This is a genomic window from Rhodococcus shunpengi, assembly GCF_048381395.1.
In the GTDB taxonomy this organism is placed as follows: domain Bacteria; phylum Actinomycetota; class Actinomycetes; order Mycobacteriales; family Mycobacteriaceae; genus Rhodococcus.
On the sequence record NZ_JBLWIU010000008.1, the window covers coordinates 57,688 to 74,229 of the forward strand.

A 16,542-nucleotide genomic window follows, 5' to 3' on the forward strand; every position below is an offset into this window, starting at 1 on the left:
TCAGCCCCACACGGTGATCGCCGTGCACGCGCCCACCACGACCAGGACGGTGACGACGTCCCCGATCCGCAGTCGCAGTGGCGGGCGGGTCGCCGATCGTGGTCCCCGCACCGACAGTGCGTCGCCGAGATCTCGGACCTGCCGCATCGACACCGACACCACCGCGCCGACGGCGTCGATCACCTCGTGCCACCATCCCGCCGGATTGCGGAAGCCGGGTCGGCCGCGGACCTTGCGGGCAGCGAACAGCACGCGCATCTCGGCACGCACGGTCGGCAGCATCCGCAACGCCAGCGCGCACACCGTCACCCATTCGTCGACGGGCAGCCGCAACAACCGCAGCGGGGCGAACAGGACCGGCAGGGCATCGACGAGATCGGACAGTCGCGTCGTCCACCCGACCAGCGACGCGAGGAGCAGCAGGCCCACGCCGAGCAGGATCGTCCGGACGTAGGCGGCGAGTCCGCCGCCCGCGGCGTTGAGGACCAGGCCGACGGCGAGGACCGCGAACACCCACCACGGAATCGTCGGGACCACCCCGCGGGGGATCCGCGCGACGAGCACGCCCACGACCAGCACGGCGAGCAGGATGCCGAGTCCGGTCCAGCTCGGCGCGAAACTCACCGCCACCGACAGCGCCGCTGCCGACAGCACCTTCGTTCCGGCCCACACTCGGTGCAGGGGGGTCTGCCGCGGCACGGGTCGCAGCAGGATGACGGGGCGGCGCTGCCGCGTACGTGTGCGACTCATGCGATCACCGCTCCCGTCTGCTCCACGATGCGTCCGTCCTCGAGCACCACGGTGCGCGAACACACCTCTTCCATGCCGTGCAGGTCGTGGGAGATGACGATGATCGTGACGTGCTCGACCGCGCGCAGGTGGGCGAGGATCGACACGACCTCGCGGCGGCCCTGCAGGTCCAGCCCGGCCAGCGGTTCGTCGAGCACGAGCACCCGCGGAGTGCGGGCGAGTTGGGCGGCGATCGCGACCCGCCGCATCTCTCCTCCGCTGAGCCGGTCGATCGGCCGGTCGATGAGTTCGGGACGCAGACCCACCCGGTGCAGGACGGCGGCGACGTAACCGCGGTCGGTGTGCGGAAGCCCGGCCACGTCGGAGATCTCCTGCGCGACGGTCGGTCGTTGCAGCTGGAGCCGGGCCTGCTGGAAGACCATGCCCACTTCCCCGTGCAGGTCGGCGGTCGGGGTGTCGTGCAGGACGGCCGTTCCGTGCGTGGGGCGCATCAGTCCGGCGACGATCCACGCAAGCGTCGACTTGCCCGAACCGTTCTCCCCGACGACGAGCACGCCTTCGCCTCGGCAGATCGTCAGCGACACCTCGCGGAGGGCGGTATGAGCCCAGGGTGTGCCGGACGCGTAGACGTGCGTGATATCGCGTAGTTCGAGGACAGGCTGCGGGACGGACGGGGCGGTCGCCGGGACCGGTGGCGGCAGTGGGGGCGACGCGACCCGCGGGACGATCCGGCCGTCGGCGATGTGCACGACGCGATCGGCGGCGCGGGCCTCGTCGTCGAGGTGGGTGACGAGCACGACCGCGGTACCGTCGTGCGCGACGTCCGCGAGCAGGCGGATCAGGTCCGCGCGACTGTCCGCGTCGACCATCGCGGTGATCTCGTCGGCGATGAGCAGTGCGGGTCGTCGGGCCAGTGCGCCTGCCAGTGCCAGTCGCTGCAGTTGCCCGCCGGACAGATCCTCCGTCGCGCGGTCCTCCATCCCGGCGAGGCCGACGCGGGCGAGCAGATCCTCGACGTCGACGTCGTCGATCCCCCACCGCAGGTCTTCGGCGACCGTGCGACCGAGGACCTGGCTCTCGGGATGCTGCAGGATCATCGCGGTTCCACCGGGGCGTCCCGGTCCGACGGGTCCGGGCCGGTCGACAAGGCCGACGGTCGGCTCGAGTCCCGCGAGCAGCCGCACGAGTGTCGACTTACCCGAGCCGTTGCCACCGACGATCGCGACGAACTCTCCCGGTTCGATCGTGAGGTCGATGTCCGACAGGGCGTCGCGGTCGGTTCCCGGATACCGGTAGCCGACCAGGCGCAGGGCGACGGGCAGTGGAGCCGGGTCGGCGGTGGGGTCCTGCTCGGGCCAGTCGACCGACCGGGTCGCCCACGTACTGCGGAGGGCCACCACGCGGAAGATCCCGAAGCACAGCAGTGCGGTGCCCACGGTCCCGATGAGCACTGCGCCACCGATCCACACCCACCACAGCCGCACCATGATCTCGAGGGTCCGGTCCCAGGTGTCGACGAACTGCCGGCCTGCACCGGCCGCCTCGAACGCCCGGATCGTGCCGCGCATCGACGCTTCGAGGGCCTCGAGCAGCAGCACCCGGGTCCGGTCGAACAGCAGCAGCAGACCGCAGGCGGCGGCCGCGAGCAGCAACCCGGCCGGGACGGATCCGGCCAGCACCGCGAACACCGCGGCGTGACCCCACCGGCGGTGCGCGAACCCGACGAGTGTTCCGATACCGGAGAGGACGACGACCGCGGCGACGGCGAACGGCCCGCCGGCCACGAGCGCGACCACCCCGGCGGCAACGGTCGCGGCGACGATCGCGCGCAGGCGGCCGGTGGCCGCGAGGAAGGCGACGGGCAGCGCGACCAGCACTTGGGCGACACCGACGGGTATCAGTCCCGCGACGACCGACAGCACAGCCGTCAACGTCCCGAAGACCGCCGCTGCGGCGGCCTCCGGTGGTCGTAGAGGTCCCCGTGTCCTGGTCACCGATCGCACCGGGCCCAGTCTGCCAGCCGTTAGGGCGACCGCACGTTCTCCGGTGGCGTCATCTCCACCCGCACTCCGACGAGCCGGACCTCGCGTTCGTGATCGAAGCGGTCGAGCAGTCCGACGGCCGCGTCCGTGACGGTCGTGAGATCCGTGGTGGGCGACGGAAGAGCGACGCTCGCGGTGTGGGTGACGAACGGCGCGTAGCGGATCTTCAGCGCGACCCGCACTCCCTCACGCCTCTCACCTCGGACGTCGTCGACGGCCCGCGCCGCGAGGTCGCGCACGCACTCGGTGATCGCGTTCCAGTCGCCGACGTTGTGTTGGAAGGTCGTCTCCCGGCTGCGCGACCGCGCCACCCACGGTTCCGCCGACACCTCCGTCGAGCCCGCACCGGCGCCGAGGCCGACGAGCCACGGACCGATCTTGGGTCCGAACCGCGCTGCCATCTCGTCGACCGGGGCACGCGCCAGCTCGCGGACCGTGCGGATACCCATGTCGTCGAGTTTCTTCACCGTGCGCGCGCCGATGCCCCACAACGAATCGGGTGAGCGCTCCCCCATCACCGCGAACCAGTTGTCGCGCGTCAACCGGAAGATCCCGCGAGGCTTCCCGAATCCCGTCGCGATCTTCGCGCGCAGGACGTTGTCGCCGACCCCGACGGAACAGTGCAGCCCGGTTGCGTCGAGCACGGCGGCCTGCACCTCGCGCGCGAACGCCTCCGGATCGTGGGTCTGCACGCCCATGAACGCCTCGTCCCATCCGAGCACGTCGACGACCGTGCCGAAGCCGCGGAGGGTGTCCATCACGACCTGCGATACCTCGTTGTAGGTATCGGCGTCGACAGGGAGGAAGACCGCGTCGGGGATCTTGCGCGCAGCGACCCGCAGCGGCATCCCCGACCCCACCCCGTGCGCCCGCGCCTCGTAGGACGCAGTGGAGACCACGCCGCGCTCGGTCGGATCACCGCGACCGCCGACGACCACCGGACGGCCCGCCAGTTCCGGATTGCGCAGCACTTCGACCGCGGCGATGAACTGGTCGAGGTCGACGTGGAAGACCCACTGGTCGATGCCGGGCGTGCCCATGCCGACAACCGTAGGACGCGCGGTAAGTGTGCGTTCGAGAATTCCGACAGTGTCCGGGTTCGCTCGCCGAAACGAGGTTTGCCCCTGCTGCAGCAGGGGCAAACACCGGTTCGTGTAGCGAGGATGTTGTTCAGTTCTGCGCCGCGGGCAGCATGTGCCCCATCCGTCGCCGCTTCGTCTCGAGATACCGCACGTTCGCCGGTGCGACGCCGACGTGCAGCGGCTCCCTCCCCGCGACGACGATGCCGTTGTCCTCGAGTCCGGCGATCTTGGCGGGGTTGTTGGTGAGCAGTAGCACCGAGCCGATGCCGAGATCGTGGAGTATCGCCGCGGCGCCGCCGTATTCGCGTCCGTCGGCCGGTTCGTCGAGTTCGAGGTTGGCCGCGACTGTGTCGAAGCCGCCGTCCTGCAGTCGGTAGGCCGCGAGCTTCTTGAGCAGGCCGATCCCCCGGCCCTCGTGGCCACGCAGGTAGACGAGGACGCCGCCTTCCTGAGCGATCCGTTCCAGCGCGGTATCCAGCTGGGGGCCGCACTCGCAGCGCTGCGACGCGAACGACTCGCCCGTCAGACACTCCGAATGCACCCGGACCAGCGGGGCGTCACCCAACGGTCCGGCGATGAGCGCCATGTGATCGGCGCCGGTGTGGCGGTCGAGATAGCCGACGGCACGGAAGGTTCCGAAGCGGGTCGGCATCGATGCCTCGTCGGCCCTCACGACCCGTCCGGACGGCACCACCGGTGACGGAAACGGATGCGCCGCGCGGTAGCGGATCAACTCCTCGATCGTGAGCACGGGCAGGTCGTACTGCGCTCCCAGCGCTTCGATCTCCGGCATGCGCATCATCGATCCGTCGTCGGAGACGAGCTCGGCGATCACACCGACCTGCGGCAGACCCGCGAGTGCACACAGGTCGACGGCGGCTTCGGTGTGACCGGGACGCTCGAGCACTCCACCGGGGCGGGCCCGCAACGGCAGAATGTGGCCGGGGCGGATCAGATCGCGCGAGGTGGCCGTCGGATCGGCGAGCACACGCAGGGTCGTAGCACGATCCGCGGCACTGATGCCGGTGGTGACGCCTCGCGCGGCGTCGACCGTGACGGTGTAGGCGGTCTGCTTCGGATCCTGGTTGTCGGCGACCATTGCCGGCAGGTCCAGGGCGTCGGCGCGGGCACCGGTCATCGGGGCGCACAGCAGACCCGAGGTGTGTCGGACGGTCCACGCGATCCATTCCGGGGTCGCGTGCTGCGCGGAGAGGATGACGTCGCCCTCGTTCTCCCGGTCCGCGGCGTCCGAGACGAGGACCGGCTTACCCGCCCGCAACGCGTCGAGCGCCGCCTCGATGCGGCTCACGACGCCACCAGACGTCGGAACGAACTGCGGTGGAAGACGATCGGCTCCGTCGCGTGATCGGCTTCATCACAGAACAGTTCGTGCACGCGCAGCACGACGATCGCGTGATCGCCGGTCGGCACCTGCTGTTCGATCGACACGTCCATCCGCACACCGCAGCCGTCGATGAACAACGCTCCGCTGTCACGGGTCTCGGTCTCGATGCCCGCGAACCGGTCGCCGTTCTTCGCTGCAAGCACCCGGGCGGCGATGTCGTGTTCGGACGACAGGACGCTGATGCCGAGGCGCGGTTGCGCTTCGAGCTTCGGCCAGGTGGTCGAACTGTTCTGCACACAGAACGCCACCAGCGGCGGCTCGAGGGAGACGGGAACGAAAGTGCTTGCGGCCATGCCGATCCGCTCACTGCCGGTGTCGGCGCAGATCGCGACGACACCCGAGGGGACGTGGGCGAACGCGCGGCGCAGGGTGGCGCCGTCGAGGGCGAGGGTGGTCATCGTGCCTCCGTCCGGATGGTGGATCGCAGCACCGGCGCCCAGCGCTCGGCGTACTCGGCGATCCGGGTGTCGGTGGTGTAGGTGGAATCGATCAGGTACAGCCCCGCGGCGGGGCAGGTGGCGCCGAGTTCGACGAGCACGGGCTTGAGCAGCAGGTCGGGCGCCATCGCATGGGCCGGGCCGGCGCCGAGCATGAGCGGCACCGCCGTGACGTCGCGCAGACCGTCGCCGGTCGCGAACTGGTCGAGGAACAACTTCAGGATGCCGGTGTAGGTGGCCTTGAAGGTCGGGCTGGCGAAGACCACGAGGTCGGAGGAGGCGACGGTCTCGACCGCCTCCTTCACCGCGTCGTCGCCCCAGCCGAGCAGGCCCGGACCGAGAGTGACGACGTCGACCACGTGATCGGGGGCCTCCCCGGTGAGCGCGGTGGCCAGCACGGTGGCGGCGTCGAGCGTACGGGAGCCGGGTTTCGGGTTACCGGCAACGACAGTGACCTTCATGTGGATCTCCTTTCGGGCGAGACTTTCCGCCCGTCACCGGATATTCGACCCGACGGGTATGTCGGGAGTGCGACCGGAATGTGGCGTACATATTGCGCCGTTGCACATCGCCCCCGCAGACCGTTCACCTGCGGAAGCTGTGCGACGCGGCGGTGATACCGCGGAAAACTCGATCTATCCGCCGGTGGGGACCGACCGGGCGAGGCGCTCCCGGAACGTGCCCTCTGCATATTCGTTGCGGGCGAGTCCGCGGCGCTGGAGTTCGGGGACCAGACCGTCGAGCACCTCGTCGAGGTAACGCCGGGTGATGAGGCCTCCCCCACCGTGGAAGAGCAGGAACCCGTCGCCGCCGACGATCTCCATCGCTTCCTCCATGCGGTCCGCGACCGTCGCCGGCGTTCCGACCAGGTCGAGGGAGGTGGATTCGCCGGTGCTTTCGAGGACCTGCCGGAGCGAGGATCCCTCGGTCAGCCGCTTCATCGTGTCGAGGATGCTCTGCGCCCCGTTGGTGGTGGCGTCAGAGGGAATCGGTGCATCGAGATCGTAGGTCGAGAAGTCGATCTCGGAGATGTTGGACAGCTGGACGATCCGGCGCAGGAAGTTGTCCGACTCCGGCGAGTACATGCGGTCGCGTTTCGCAGCTGCTTCGGCGTCGGTCTCCCCCAGGATCGGTGTGACCATGTAGAGCACCCGGCATCGGTCCGGATCGCCGCCGCTGCGTTCGATCCGTTCCCGGATGCCGTCCCGGTACTTCTTCATGGCGTCGATGCCCACCGGGACGGAGACGATCAGGTCGGCCCATTCGGCTGCGAAATCCATGCCCGCGGGTGATCCGCCGGCCTGGCACAGGACCGGCCGTTCCTGCCGACTCATGGGGGCGGCCGGGCCGTTCACCCGGTAGTAGCGGCCGTCGAAGTCGATTCCGTCGGTACTCGACCACATCTCGGAGGTCACGCGGAGGTACTCGTCGGCGCGGAGGTAGCGCTCGTCGTGTTCCCACAGCTTCTCCAGCCCGACGTTCCGCGCCGCGAGGTCCTCGAACGAGGTGACGATGTTCCACCCGTTCCTGCCGTCGGACAGTTCGTCGAGCGTCGCCTGCATCCGCGCCAGCCGATCCGGTGGATACAGGCTCGTGCTCATGGTGGTCACCACGCCGAGGCGGCTGGTCTCCTGGGAGATGGCCGCCGCGAGCGGAAGCGGATCGTGTTTGGGGGCCTTCACGGTGGCCTTGAACTCCGCGACCATGTCACCGCCGAAGTTCTCCGGAACGACGCTCGAATCCTCGAGCATGACGAAGTCGATGCAACTGCGCTCGAGGGCCTTGGCCATGTCCACGTAGAAGCTGCCGTCGGTCCATGCCCGCGGATCCGGTCCTGCCCAGGGCCGGTTCCATCCGGTGGGCATGTAATTGACGAACCATCCGAGCGTCATCGGCTCGTTCATACCGGTACCTCCTGTTCGGCGTGATACGGGACGAACTCGAAATCGGATGCGCTCAGACCGAATCGGTCGCGGAGGAGACCACCCCTCGGAGCGGGCACGAGCGCTGGTAGCGTCTCGTGCAGCACCTGCCCGAGCAGACGGCCGTCGGTGACGCCGCAGAAGGCGTAGCCGTCGGCCGAGGTCACCGGGGGTGCGGCCGTGGCCTCCCCCGCGACTTTCAACAGCACGCGATCCGCGCTCGCCCGCGCTCCGGGAATGTCCTCCTCGGATCCGACGACGAGAACGTCGGCGACGTCCGATTCTGCTGCGTTCGGCCGATATTCGGCGAAGCGCACCGCGCGTCCCTGTGGTGGGCGGGGCGCGTTCAGCGGACCGCGGGTGGAAAAGTAGGGGCCGTGATAGTTCGTGACATGGACGCAGTCGGCATCGACGTATCTCCCGGAGGGCACGTCCGCGACGAGAGCGTCGGGCTCCCACGAGTTGCCGAGCGCGGCGGTCGCGGCGAGATAGTCGGCGAGCGCGTCCTGCCGTTCCGCTGCGGTCGCGGTGCCGGCCGACCAGCGTCCACTGTCGTCGGAACAGGTGGTGCCGGTGTCGCGACCGGAGACGAACCATCCCGCGCGGCCGCGGGTCAGGGCGTCGAGCGTGCCCAGGGCTCGGGCGGTGAGGAAGGGCGGCCGGCTCCACGGTGAGATCTCCGCGACGAGACCGATCCGCGGCGCACGCCGTGAGGCCGCTGCGGCGAGCAACAACGCCTCCGGGCAGTCCGCCTCGTCGGGAAGGACCACCGCATCGGCACCGGCGAGATCGAGGTGGAGGACGGTGCGGAGCATCGTCGCAGCGTTGCCGGGTTCGAGGAACCACACGGCTATCGGGCTGGTGGGCATTCGACCTCCTCGGAGACGTCGGTGAGGAATTCGATGTAGTGCTCGAGGACCGTGGCGGGATCCTGGTCGAGGATGTATCCGCCGCCCTCGAGGGGGACGTACCGTGCGTGTGGGATCGCCCGCCTCGTTTCCGGGACGTAGGGATGGAGCACGTCGGAGGTGCCACACAGCAGGAGCGCCGGGGCCGCGACGGCCTCCAGCAGAGCACCGACATCGGTGGAGAAAACCGCGAGATACGCTTCGTGCCAACGCAGTCCGGCCCGGAGCTTGTCCACCACCTCGCGATGCCGGAGCGCGACGTCCGGCGCGAACGCGAGGTCCGCATCGATCGTTCCGACCTGTTCCCAGGCCGTCAGCAGATGTGCACCGTCGGCGGCCGGCGTCATCGCCGTGACCCCGGCGTGCCACCGGGCACGGTCCTCCGGCGACATGGCCACCGCCCCGACCATCGCCAGACTCGCGGTCCGGCCGGGGTGACACGCTGCGATCGTCGCTGCGATGGCGGCACCGGTGTGATGCCCCAGCAGGTGCGCGTGCAGGACACCGAGGGAATCGAGCAGCGCGATCATGTCGTCGGCCCACCACTGCAGGGCGTACTGCTCACGTGGGGCGAAGGACATCCCGAAGCCCGGAGTGTCCGGGGCGATCAGCGTATAGCGCTCGCCGTGACCGGCCTCGAGGAACTTCGCGGCGAACGCCTCGTACATCTCCGACGACGAGGCCGTCTGGTGCAGCAGGAGCACGACCTCGGGGCCCGACCCCGCCGTGCGGGCGTGAATCTGCCCGCACGGCGTGTCGACATAGATGCGATACATCATCAGCTGAACGAGCGGAGGTTCTCGCGCAGCGTGGAGTGGGCGTAGTCGGTGCGCAGCAGACCGCGGCGCTGCAGCGCGGGAGCGACACCGTCGGTCATCTCGGCGATCGACTGGCGGCTGATGGGCTGTCCGTAGATGAGGAAACCGTCGCCACCGACCTCCTGCATGAACTCGTCCATCTGTGCGGCGATCGAATCCGGGGTACCGACCATTTCGGTGGTCTGGACGCGCATTCCGCTGAAGCCCTCGCGGATGGTGCGGCCGCCGAGCTGCTTGCGCCAGACCTCGAGCTGGCTCTGGTGGCCGTTGGTCGAGACGTCGTCCGGGATCGGCTGATCCGGGTCGAACTGGGAGAAGTCGATCTCCATGGTCGCCGCGAAGTGCGCCATCTGGACCTCGAAGTTGTGTTCCTTGCGGGCGTACCAGGCGGCGTTCTTCTCCTTGGCCTCCTGTTCCGTCTCACCGACGATCGGGTACACCACCGAGAACACCTTGATGTCGTCGGGGTTGCGGCCGAACTTGGCCGCCCGGGCGCGGATGTCGGCGCGGTACTCCTTCGCCCCTTCGACGCCGTGCGGGATGGTCAGGATGATGTCGGCGTGCTTGGCAGCAAAGTCGCGGCCGCGCGGCGATCCGCCGGCCTGGCAGAAGACCGGACGCCCACCCGGTCCCGGAGGAACGTTCAGCGGTCCGCGCGACTTGTAGAAGCGACCTTCGTGGTGGATCGGGTGGACCTTCTTGTAGTCGGCGTAGTAGCCGCTCTCCGGGTCGGCGAGAATGGCACCGTCCTCCCACGATCCCCACAGCTTCATCGCGACGTCGACGAACTCCTCGGCCATCTCGTATCGGAGATCGTGTTCCGGCAGTTTGTCGAGGCCGTAGTTCTGGGCGGCGAGGTCCTCGCTCGAGGTCACGATGTTCCAGCCCACTCGGCCACCGGTGAGGTTGTTGAGCGTCGCGAACTGCCGCGCCAGCTGGTAGGGGTGGTAGAAGGTCGTCGAGGCGGTGGCGATGATGCCGATGTGCTCGGTGGCGGCGGCGAGCATCGAGGCTGCCACGACCGGGTCCATCTTCGGTGCGTAGCGGGCGTGCTTGAGTTCGATCTCGGCGGTGCCGCGGTAGATGTCGCTCACCATGAGCGAGTCCTCGATCATGAGGAAGTCGAAGCCGGCCCGCTCGAGGTTCCGGACCATGTCGACGTAGAAGCGACCGTTGAAGTAGTTGGTGGTGGCGTCGATGCCGCTGTACGGCGACTTCCATTCGGGGGCAGCGAGGTTGCCGAACCAGCCGAGACGGAACGGATCTGCAGTCATGTTCGTGGTCCTTCTCTTCGTCGAACGCGGTCCCGCCGTCGCGGGACCCGGAGTATGTGCCGTCGGGATCCGACGGCGGGGTCAGTGGGTTGCCAGGAGTGCGTCGTCCGCCGGGGACTCGCACGCTTCGAGCAGTTGCTGCTCGGTCAATCGCGGGCCGGACAGTTCGTCGATCAGGCGGCCGTGGTGGAGCACCAGCACCCGATGGCACACGGCCGCGAGGAGTTCGTGTTCACCGGAGAACACCACCACCGCCGCACCCTTCGTCGCTGCTGCCATCGCATCGGCGAGCAGGTCCTTGGCCGAGCCGGGATCCACACCCTGGGTCGGTTCGTCCAGGAGCAGGACCTTGGGGTCCAGTTGCAGCCATTTCGCGAACACGACCTTCTGCTGGTTGCCGCCGCTGAAGGCGGACATCGGCAGTTCGGGCCGGTTCGGGTGGACGTTCACCTCGGTCATCAGCCGGGCGGCACGCTCCCGCATCGCGTTGATGTCCAGCCCTTTCCAGCGCCGGTGCCGGTGCACCACGGGGAGGATCACGTTCTCCTCGGCGGTGCCTTCCACCCAGCATCCGTCACGCAACCGGTTCCCCGGGACGAGGGTCATCCCGTGGTCGATCGCCTGCCGCGGATCACTCGCGCGCAGTTCGGCTCCGTCCACCGCGACGGTTCCGGCGGTGGGCCTCTCGTCCCCGGCCAGGAGCATCGGCAGTTCTTCCTGCCCCATGCCCGCAAGGCCGGTGACGCCGACGACCTCGCCGGCGCGGACCGTGAGATCGACGTCCGTGACGCGCCGGCCGGTGAGTCCCCGCACCGTCAGGCGCGGGGCGCCGAACTCCACGCTCGGAGGGGCCGGGTAGAAGTCGTCCATGCGCCGGCCGAGCATGTGGGCGACGAGTTCGGAGCGGCTCGTGTCCTCGATCGGGACCTCGACGACGTCGCGGCCGGCGCGCATCACCGTCGCGCGGTCGCACACCTCCATGACCTCGGCGAGCCGATGGCTGATGAAGATCACGCCGGCACCGGTGTCCGCGACGCGGCGCATGAGCGCGAGCAGCCGGGACGCCTCGGGACGGGGCAGAGCAGCGGTCGGCTCGTCGAGGATGAACAGCTGCTCGTCGGTGTTGCCGTCCATCAGACGCATGGCCCGGACCACCGCGAGCAGGGCGCGCTCGGCGGGGCTGAGGGTCGACACCTGGGCGTCGAGCGGGAAGTCGAATCCGAGCCGGTTCATCAGTTCCCGGTAGACGGCCTTCTCCCGTCCGACCCGCACCGGGGCCAGCAGGCGGGCACCGTACCTGGCGTTCGCTCCCAGGTTCTCGAGCACGGTCATGTCGTCGACGAGCCCGATGTCCTGGTGGATGACGGCGATGCCGTGTTCGTGCGGAGCGTCCACCGGCAGGGTCAGGGTGCGGCCGAACACCTCGACCGAACCCTCGTCCGGCGTCACCACCCCGGTCAACGACTTCACCAGTGTGCTCTTGCCGCAACCGTTCTGGCCGAGCAGAGCGTGGACCTCGCCGGGGCGGACGTGCAGGTTCAGGCCGTCGAGCGCGACCGCGCCGCCGTAGGACTTGCGCAGGCCGACCACGTTGAGTGCCGTCATGTCCGGGCTCCTGCCCGGCGCTTGCCGACCAGCTTGGCGGCGGTGACCGACACGATGAGCGCGAGTCCGTAGAAGACGTTGGTCACCCAGGTCTGCGCGCCGAGCAACTGGAGTGCGGTGATGCCGACGGTCAGCAGGTAGAGGGCGGCGACGGTACCCCACGCGTTGAACCGGCCCACGGTGATCGCGGTCGCGCCGAGGAAGGCTGCCGCGAAGGGCTGCAGCATGTACTGGGCTCCGACGCTCGGGTCGACCGCTCCGAAGTATCCGGCGAAGCAGATGCCGATGAAGGCCGCGATCAGGCCGGACACGATGTACGCCGAGGTCCGGATGCGGTCGACGGAGATGCCGGCCAACCGTGCCGCGGCGCGGTTGCCCCCGATGAAGACCGTGTACCGCCCGAGCGGGGTGCGCTGGTAGACGTACCAGAGCACCACTACGAGCACCCAGGCGTACCAGGTGATCATCGGCAGGCCGAGCAACTGCGAGCGGGAGAAGTTCACGAAACCGTCGGGGACGCCGGCCACGATCCGGCTGTCGGTGATCAGGTACGCGAAACCTGCCAGCGCCGTGTACGAGCCGAGTGTGGCCACGAACGAGTCGACACCCACCCGCACCACGATGAGTGCATTGATCGCTCCGACCACCGCGCCGAGGGCCAGGGCGGTGAGGATCGCGACGTAGGCCGGATAACCGTTCTTCGTCATCACGGCCACGATCGCCGCGGTCGCCACCATCGTCTGCGAGATGGAGAGGTCGAAGTCTCCGAGCCGGAGCACGATCGTCGCGGTCAGAGCGAGCAGAAGCACCAGCGACTGGGCGTTGAGCATCGTGGTGAACAACGATGCCGTGCGGAACTGAGGGAGGATGGCGACACACAGCAGGACGAGCAGTCCAAGTGCGCCGACGAGGGCCCAACGTTCGAACGCCCCGTCGAAGCGGGAGGAACTCTTCGTCACGGGGGATACAGTCTCCGTGAGCGTCGTGTCGGGGGTCGTGGCGGAAGTCGTCATGGGATCTCCTGTTCGGCCGGTTACTGAGCCGAGGACCACGCGGACACGAATGCCGCCTGGTAGTCCGAGTATTCGGGCGCGATCGACTCGACGCTCGCATCACCCACGTTGTCGGCGTCGACGACGCGGGTCGGGATCACGTAGCCCGGAGCGCTCTCACCGAGGATGGCGCGGGCGAGATCGTCGACGGCCAGCCAGCCGATCCAGCCGGCGGGCGGGGTCGCGATGTCCATGTCCTGGCCGGAACCACCCGCGATCGCGTCGAGGTTCGGCTGCAGTCCGTCGCGGCTGAGCACCTTGGCCTTGGAGTTGGCCGCGGCCAGCACGGGGTCGACGTAGGTCACGGCGCTGTCCCACACGGGGAAGATGTAGTCGATGTCGGGCTGGCGCTGCAGCGTGGTCTGCAGCTGGCTGCCGACGTCGGTCGCCACGTTGGCGACGTCGACGTCGATGATCGTCACGGTGCAGTCGGGGCATTCCGCCTCGATCTGCGACTTCGCGCCCTGGGCAAGGTAGTCCCACACGGTGACCGAGGTGGACGAGATGATCGCCAGGTTCCCGGCGCAGCCGCTGTCGGCCATGACCCAATCGGCGGCCATCGCCCCGTCGGCGCTGAAGTCCGCGGTGAGGTTGCCGTACATGCCCGACGGGACCGCGTCGTCCGGATCGGAGTTGAGGGTGTTCTGCACCGGGATGCCGGCGGCTTCGGCGGAGGCCAGCGCCGACGACACCACGCTCGGATCGATACCGACCAGGATGATGCCTGCCGCCTTCTGCGCGACGGCCTGTTCGATGCCTTCGTTGAAGCGGTTGGTCATGCCCTGACCGTCGAAGCGGACCACCTTCATCCCGGCGGCCTCGGCGGCTTCCTCGACGCCTTCGACCATATCCACCGAGAACTGGTTCATCGTCACGGTGATGAACCAGATGGTGTCGCCCTGGAGCGCGGCGAGGTCCAGGGGTGCGGTCGGGGCGATCAGCTCGGACGGAGCGGTCGCGGTGGCGAGACGCGCCTGCACGCCGTCGACGCATTCCTGCGCCGAGGCGGAGAGGGCCCTGTCCGAAGTGTCGTCCGACCCGACGTCGGTGGCCGCTGTGCAGGCGGACAGTGCGAGCGACGCACCGAGGAAGAGGGCCCCGACGGCCGTATGCTTGAGCGATTTCATGCGTTCTCCGGTTCCAGCTACACGCCCGTGATGCAGAGCATCGGCCGGGCACGGGATCGAGTTCACGGCGACACCACAACTCGTTCGCCTCAGTGACGACGCTCAGTCAACGCGGCATCGATTTCGCCGCCTGGTCGACGCATTTGCGCGTCGATTTCGCCGTGTAACCCTCTCGGGCGCTGCATCGGGTGAGCGATTCGTGCAGGTCGACGGGCTCGGCGGGTCCGGGCTCGATCCGGCATCCGGTCAATACGCCGAGAGCGCTCCCTTATTCGCCGGGGCCGCACTCCCCCGGAAAACGAAAATGCCCGCATTCCTTCCGGAATGCGGGCACGTCCTCCCGAGCCGATCGTCAGGTGCGGGTCACTGCCCCACCCGTTCGGGTGCCGTGCCGAGCGGGAAGGACACCCGATCGGCCCGGTAGTACGAGAAGGTGTACTCCTGCGCGGTCCCCTCCACATCGCGCAGGAGCTGTTCGCGCATGAGTACGGGGGAACCCTCGCGCAGGCCGAGTACGCGGGCGGTGTCCGTGTCGCAGGCGACGGCGTCGATCACGGTGTCCACCTTGCCCAACGGGACGCCGTAGACCAGTGCGAAGGCGTCGGCGAGACTCGGGCAGCGTTGCCACACCTTGGGCTGCTCGTACTGCTCGCGGTAGTAGGCCATCCGCACCCCCAACGGTTCCACGCCGGAACTCGTCACGTGTTCGAAGACGTGCTCGACGAGTCCCACACGGGTGTCGTGGGTACCGAGCCGCGTCCTGATGGACGGCCCCGACGGCACCACGCGATTGTCTGTCTGCCGCACTGCGAAACCGGGCGGGGTGTGCCACGGAAGGATGTCGTCGACGGGGACCTGGAAGTACTCCTGCCGCACTCGGGTTCCCGTACGCCGGCGCCGCTCGACCAGTCCGTCGGCCGCGAGTTGCTGAAGCGCCTCCCGGACCCGGGCCCGCGGAATACCCATCGTCTTGACGAGACGGTCCTCGACGAGTTGTTCGTCGTCGACGAGAAAACCCGACCTGATCAACGAGCGGATCAGGCCGTATGCGCGGCGGGTCTGATTCGTCGAACCTCGCACTGATGAATCGTCGCGACGCATGTCCTGCTGCACTGTGCCTCCTGGAACACCGACCGGGCTCCATGCCGGTCATGGGTCGTTTCTATCCCATCGGCGTTTCGAAATCATTACGAGGACAATCCCACTCGACTCCGATGTCCCTCAGCGTAAGGGGTGGTGTCGCTCCGGGTCCTGCCCGCCGGTCGCGTGCAGGTGCGGCGAGGCGACCGCCGCGGTCGACGGGCGCCCGTGGACGAAGGTGACACGGTCGGCGCGGTAGTGGTCGAACGCGATCTGGATGGGCCGCTCGTGGGAGTCGTAGAAGGTCTGGTTGCGTACGACGACCGCGGAACCCTCGGCGATCCCGAGGATCCGGGCGGTGCGCGCGTCGGCGGTCGTCGCTCCGATCGAGGTATCGATCCGGGACACGGTGCGTCCGAAGAACCGGGCGGCGACCTCGCTCATCGCCGCGCGCCCGTCGTAGCTCACCGCTTCGAAGGACGCCCGGAAGTACGCCGTGCGGATACCGATCACGGTGCCGTGCAGCACGAACGTGTTCTCCACCATCCGCAGGCGACGATCCGAGGTCGACAGCCGGGTCCTGAGCAGTGAGGTGCTGGGAACCGTGCGCTGTTCGGTGATGACGATGTCCATCTCGTCCGGCGGTCCGTCGGCGAGACGGATGTCCTCCAACGCGATCCGCACTCCCGTGTTCACCACGATCGTGCCGCTGCGCGGATGCCGTTCGACGACTCCCTCGTCCGCCAGTTTCCGGAGTGCCTCACGGACGGCGGTGCGGCTCGCGTCGAGGTGGGCGATCAACTGGTCCTCGACGAGCACCTGGTCCTCGGCGTAGATGCCGTGGTGCACCGAGGCCAGCAGCATGTCGTGCACGCGCCGCGAGAGGGTGTTGCGGTTGCCGGCCGAGCCACCCACCGCGCGGGGATGCGTGGCTCGCTCTCTCATGATGACGTTCTCTCTCATACTTCTCGGTCTCCGGAAATTACGGGCCGGTGGACAGCGGAGGTGCCGAAACCGGTCGAGGACCGCATCGGGTGGAT

The 16,542-nt window shown here is 68.6% G+C and carries 15 protein-coding genes; all 15 read right to left on the minus strand.

Annotated elements, in window-relative coordinates; translation table 11 throughout:
- The 15 genes from ACNJ7K_RS01225 to ACNJ7K_RS01295 all read right to left on the minus strand — a co-directional run bounded on the left by ACNJ7K_RS01225 (window position 1) and on the right by ACNJ7K_RS01295 (window position 16,447).
- Complete coding sequence (locus tag ACNJ7K_RS01225; protein ID WP_159418758.1) at window positions 1–750, minus strand: energy-coupling factor transporter transmembrane component T family protein; 750 nt, start codon at window positions 748–750, stop codon at window positions 1–3.
- Window positions 747–2,744 carry an ABC transporter ATP-binding protein gene (locus ACNJ7K_RS01230; RefSeq protein ID WP_183070678.1) on the minus strand — a complete coding sequence of 666 codons (1,998 nt, stop codon included), beginning with the start codon at window positions 2,742–2,744 and terminating at the stop codon, window positions 747–749. Before ACNJ7K_RS01230 ends, ACNJ7K_RS01225 begins: the two co-directional genes overlap by 4 nt.
- Before the next feature lie 29 nt (window positions 2,745–2,773).
- Window positions 2,774–3,832 (minus strand): DNA polymerase IV, encoded by a 1,059-nt coding sequence (locus ACNJ7K_RS01235; RefSeq protein WP_487041038.1) that lies wholly within the window; start codon window positions 3,830–3,832, stop codon window positions 2,774–2,776.
- A gap of 130 nt (window positions 3,833–3,962) precedes the next feature.
- Complete coding sequence (locus ACNJ7K_RS01240) at window positions 3,963–5,183, minus strand: bifunctional 3,4-dihydroxy-2-butanone-4-phosphate synthase/GTP cyclohydrolase II (RefSeq protein ID WP_006552860.1); 1,221 nt, start codon at window positions 5,181–5,183, stop codon at window positions 3,963–3,965.
- Complete coding sequence (locus tag ACNJ7K_RS01245; RefSeq protein ID WP_487041039.1) at window positions 5,180–5,677, minus strand: flavin reductase family protein; 498 nt, start codon at window positions 5,675–5,677, stop codon at window positions 5,180–5,182. The genes ACNJ7K_RS01240 and ACNJ7K_RS01245 overlap by 4 nt, the downstream gene beginning before the upstream one ends.
- The gene (locus ACNJ7K_RS01250; RefSeq protein WP_016692083.1) at window positions 5,674–6,177 is read right to left on the minus strand and encodes an NADPH-dependent FMN reductase; all 504 of its coding nucleotides are present in this window, start codon (window positions 6,175–6,177) and stop codon (window positions 5,674–5,676) included. Before ACNJ7K_RS01250 ends, ACNJ7K_RS01245 begins: the two co-directional genes overlap by 4 nt.
- A 174-nt stretch (window positions 6,178–6,351) precedes the next feature.
- On the minus strand, window positions 6,352–7,620 hold the full coding sequence (locus ACNJ7K_RS01255; protein ID WP_039958221.1) for an LLM class flavin-dependent oxidoreductase: 1,269 nt from the start codon (window positions 7,618–7,620) through the stop codon (window positions 6,352–6,354).
- A complete protein-coding gene (locus ACNJ7K_RS01260; RefSeq protein ID WP_229580226.1) occupies window positions 7,617–8,507 on the minus strand; it encodes an LLM class flavin-dependent oxidoreductase in 891 nt (296 codons plus the stop codon). The genes ACNJ7K_RS01255 and ACNJ7K_RS01260 overlap by 4 nt, the downstream gene beginning before the upstream one ends.
- The gene (locus ACNJ7K_RS01265) at window positions 8,489–9,325 is read right to left on the minus strand and encodes an alpha/beta fold hydrolase (RefSeq protein ID WP_006552855.1); all 837 of its coding nucleotides are present in this window, start codon (window positions 9,323–9,325) and stop codon (window positions 8,489–8,491) included. Before ACNJ7K_RS01265 ends, ACNJ7K_RS01260 begins: the two co-directional genes overlap by 19 nt.
- Complete coding sequence (locus ACNJ7K_RS01270) at window positions 9,325–10,638, minus strand: NtaA/DmoA family FMN-dependent monooxygenase (protein ID WP_085469544.1); 1,314 nt, start codon at window positions 10,636–10,638, stop codon at window positions 9,325–9,327. The genes ACNJ7K_RS01265 and ACNJ7K_RS01270 overlap by 1 nt, the downstream gene beginning before the upstream one ends.
- 81 nt (window positions 10,639–10,719) lie before the next feature.
- Window positions 10,720–12,243: a sugar ABC transporter ATP-binding protein gene (locus ACNJ7K_RS01275; protein ID WP_230791992.1), complete on the minus strand. Its 1,524-nt coding sequence runs from the start codon at window positions 12,241–12,243 to the stop codon at window positions 10,720–10,722.
- Complete coding sequence (locus tag ACNJ7K_RS01280; protein WP_230791990.1) at window positions 12,240–13,256, minus strand: ABC transporter permease; 1,017 nt, start codon at window positions 13,254–13,256, stop codon at window positions 12,240–12,242. Before ACNJ7K_RS01280 ends, ACNJ7K_RS01275 begins: the two co-directional genes overlap by 4 nt.
- 20 nt (window positions 13,257–13,276) lie before the next feature.
- Window positions 13,277–14,422, minus strand: coding sequence for a sugar ABC transporter substrate-binding protein (locus ACNJ7K_RS01285; RefSeq protein WP_230791989.1), 1,146 nt, complete (start codon window positions 14,420–14,422; stop codon window positions 13,277–13,279).
- 363 nt (window positions 14,423–14,785) lie between these two features.
- Window positions 14,786–15,502, minus strand: a complete 717-nt coding sequence (locus ACNJ7K_RS01290; RefSeq protein ID WP_487041040.1) for a UTRA domain-containing protein — start codon at window positions 15,500–15,502, stop codon at window positions 14,786–14,788.
- 141 nt (window positions 15,503–15,643) lie between these two features.
- Window positions 15,644–16,447 carry a GntR family transcriptional regulator gene (locus tag ACNJ7K_RS01295; RefSeq protein WP_230791987.1) on the minus strand — a complete coding sequence of 268 codons (804 nt, stop codon included), beginning with the start codon at window positions 16,445–16,447 and terminating at the stop codon, window positions 15,644–15,646.
- Between the last annotated feature and the right edge of the window lie 95 nt (window positions 16,448–16,542).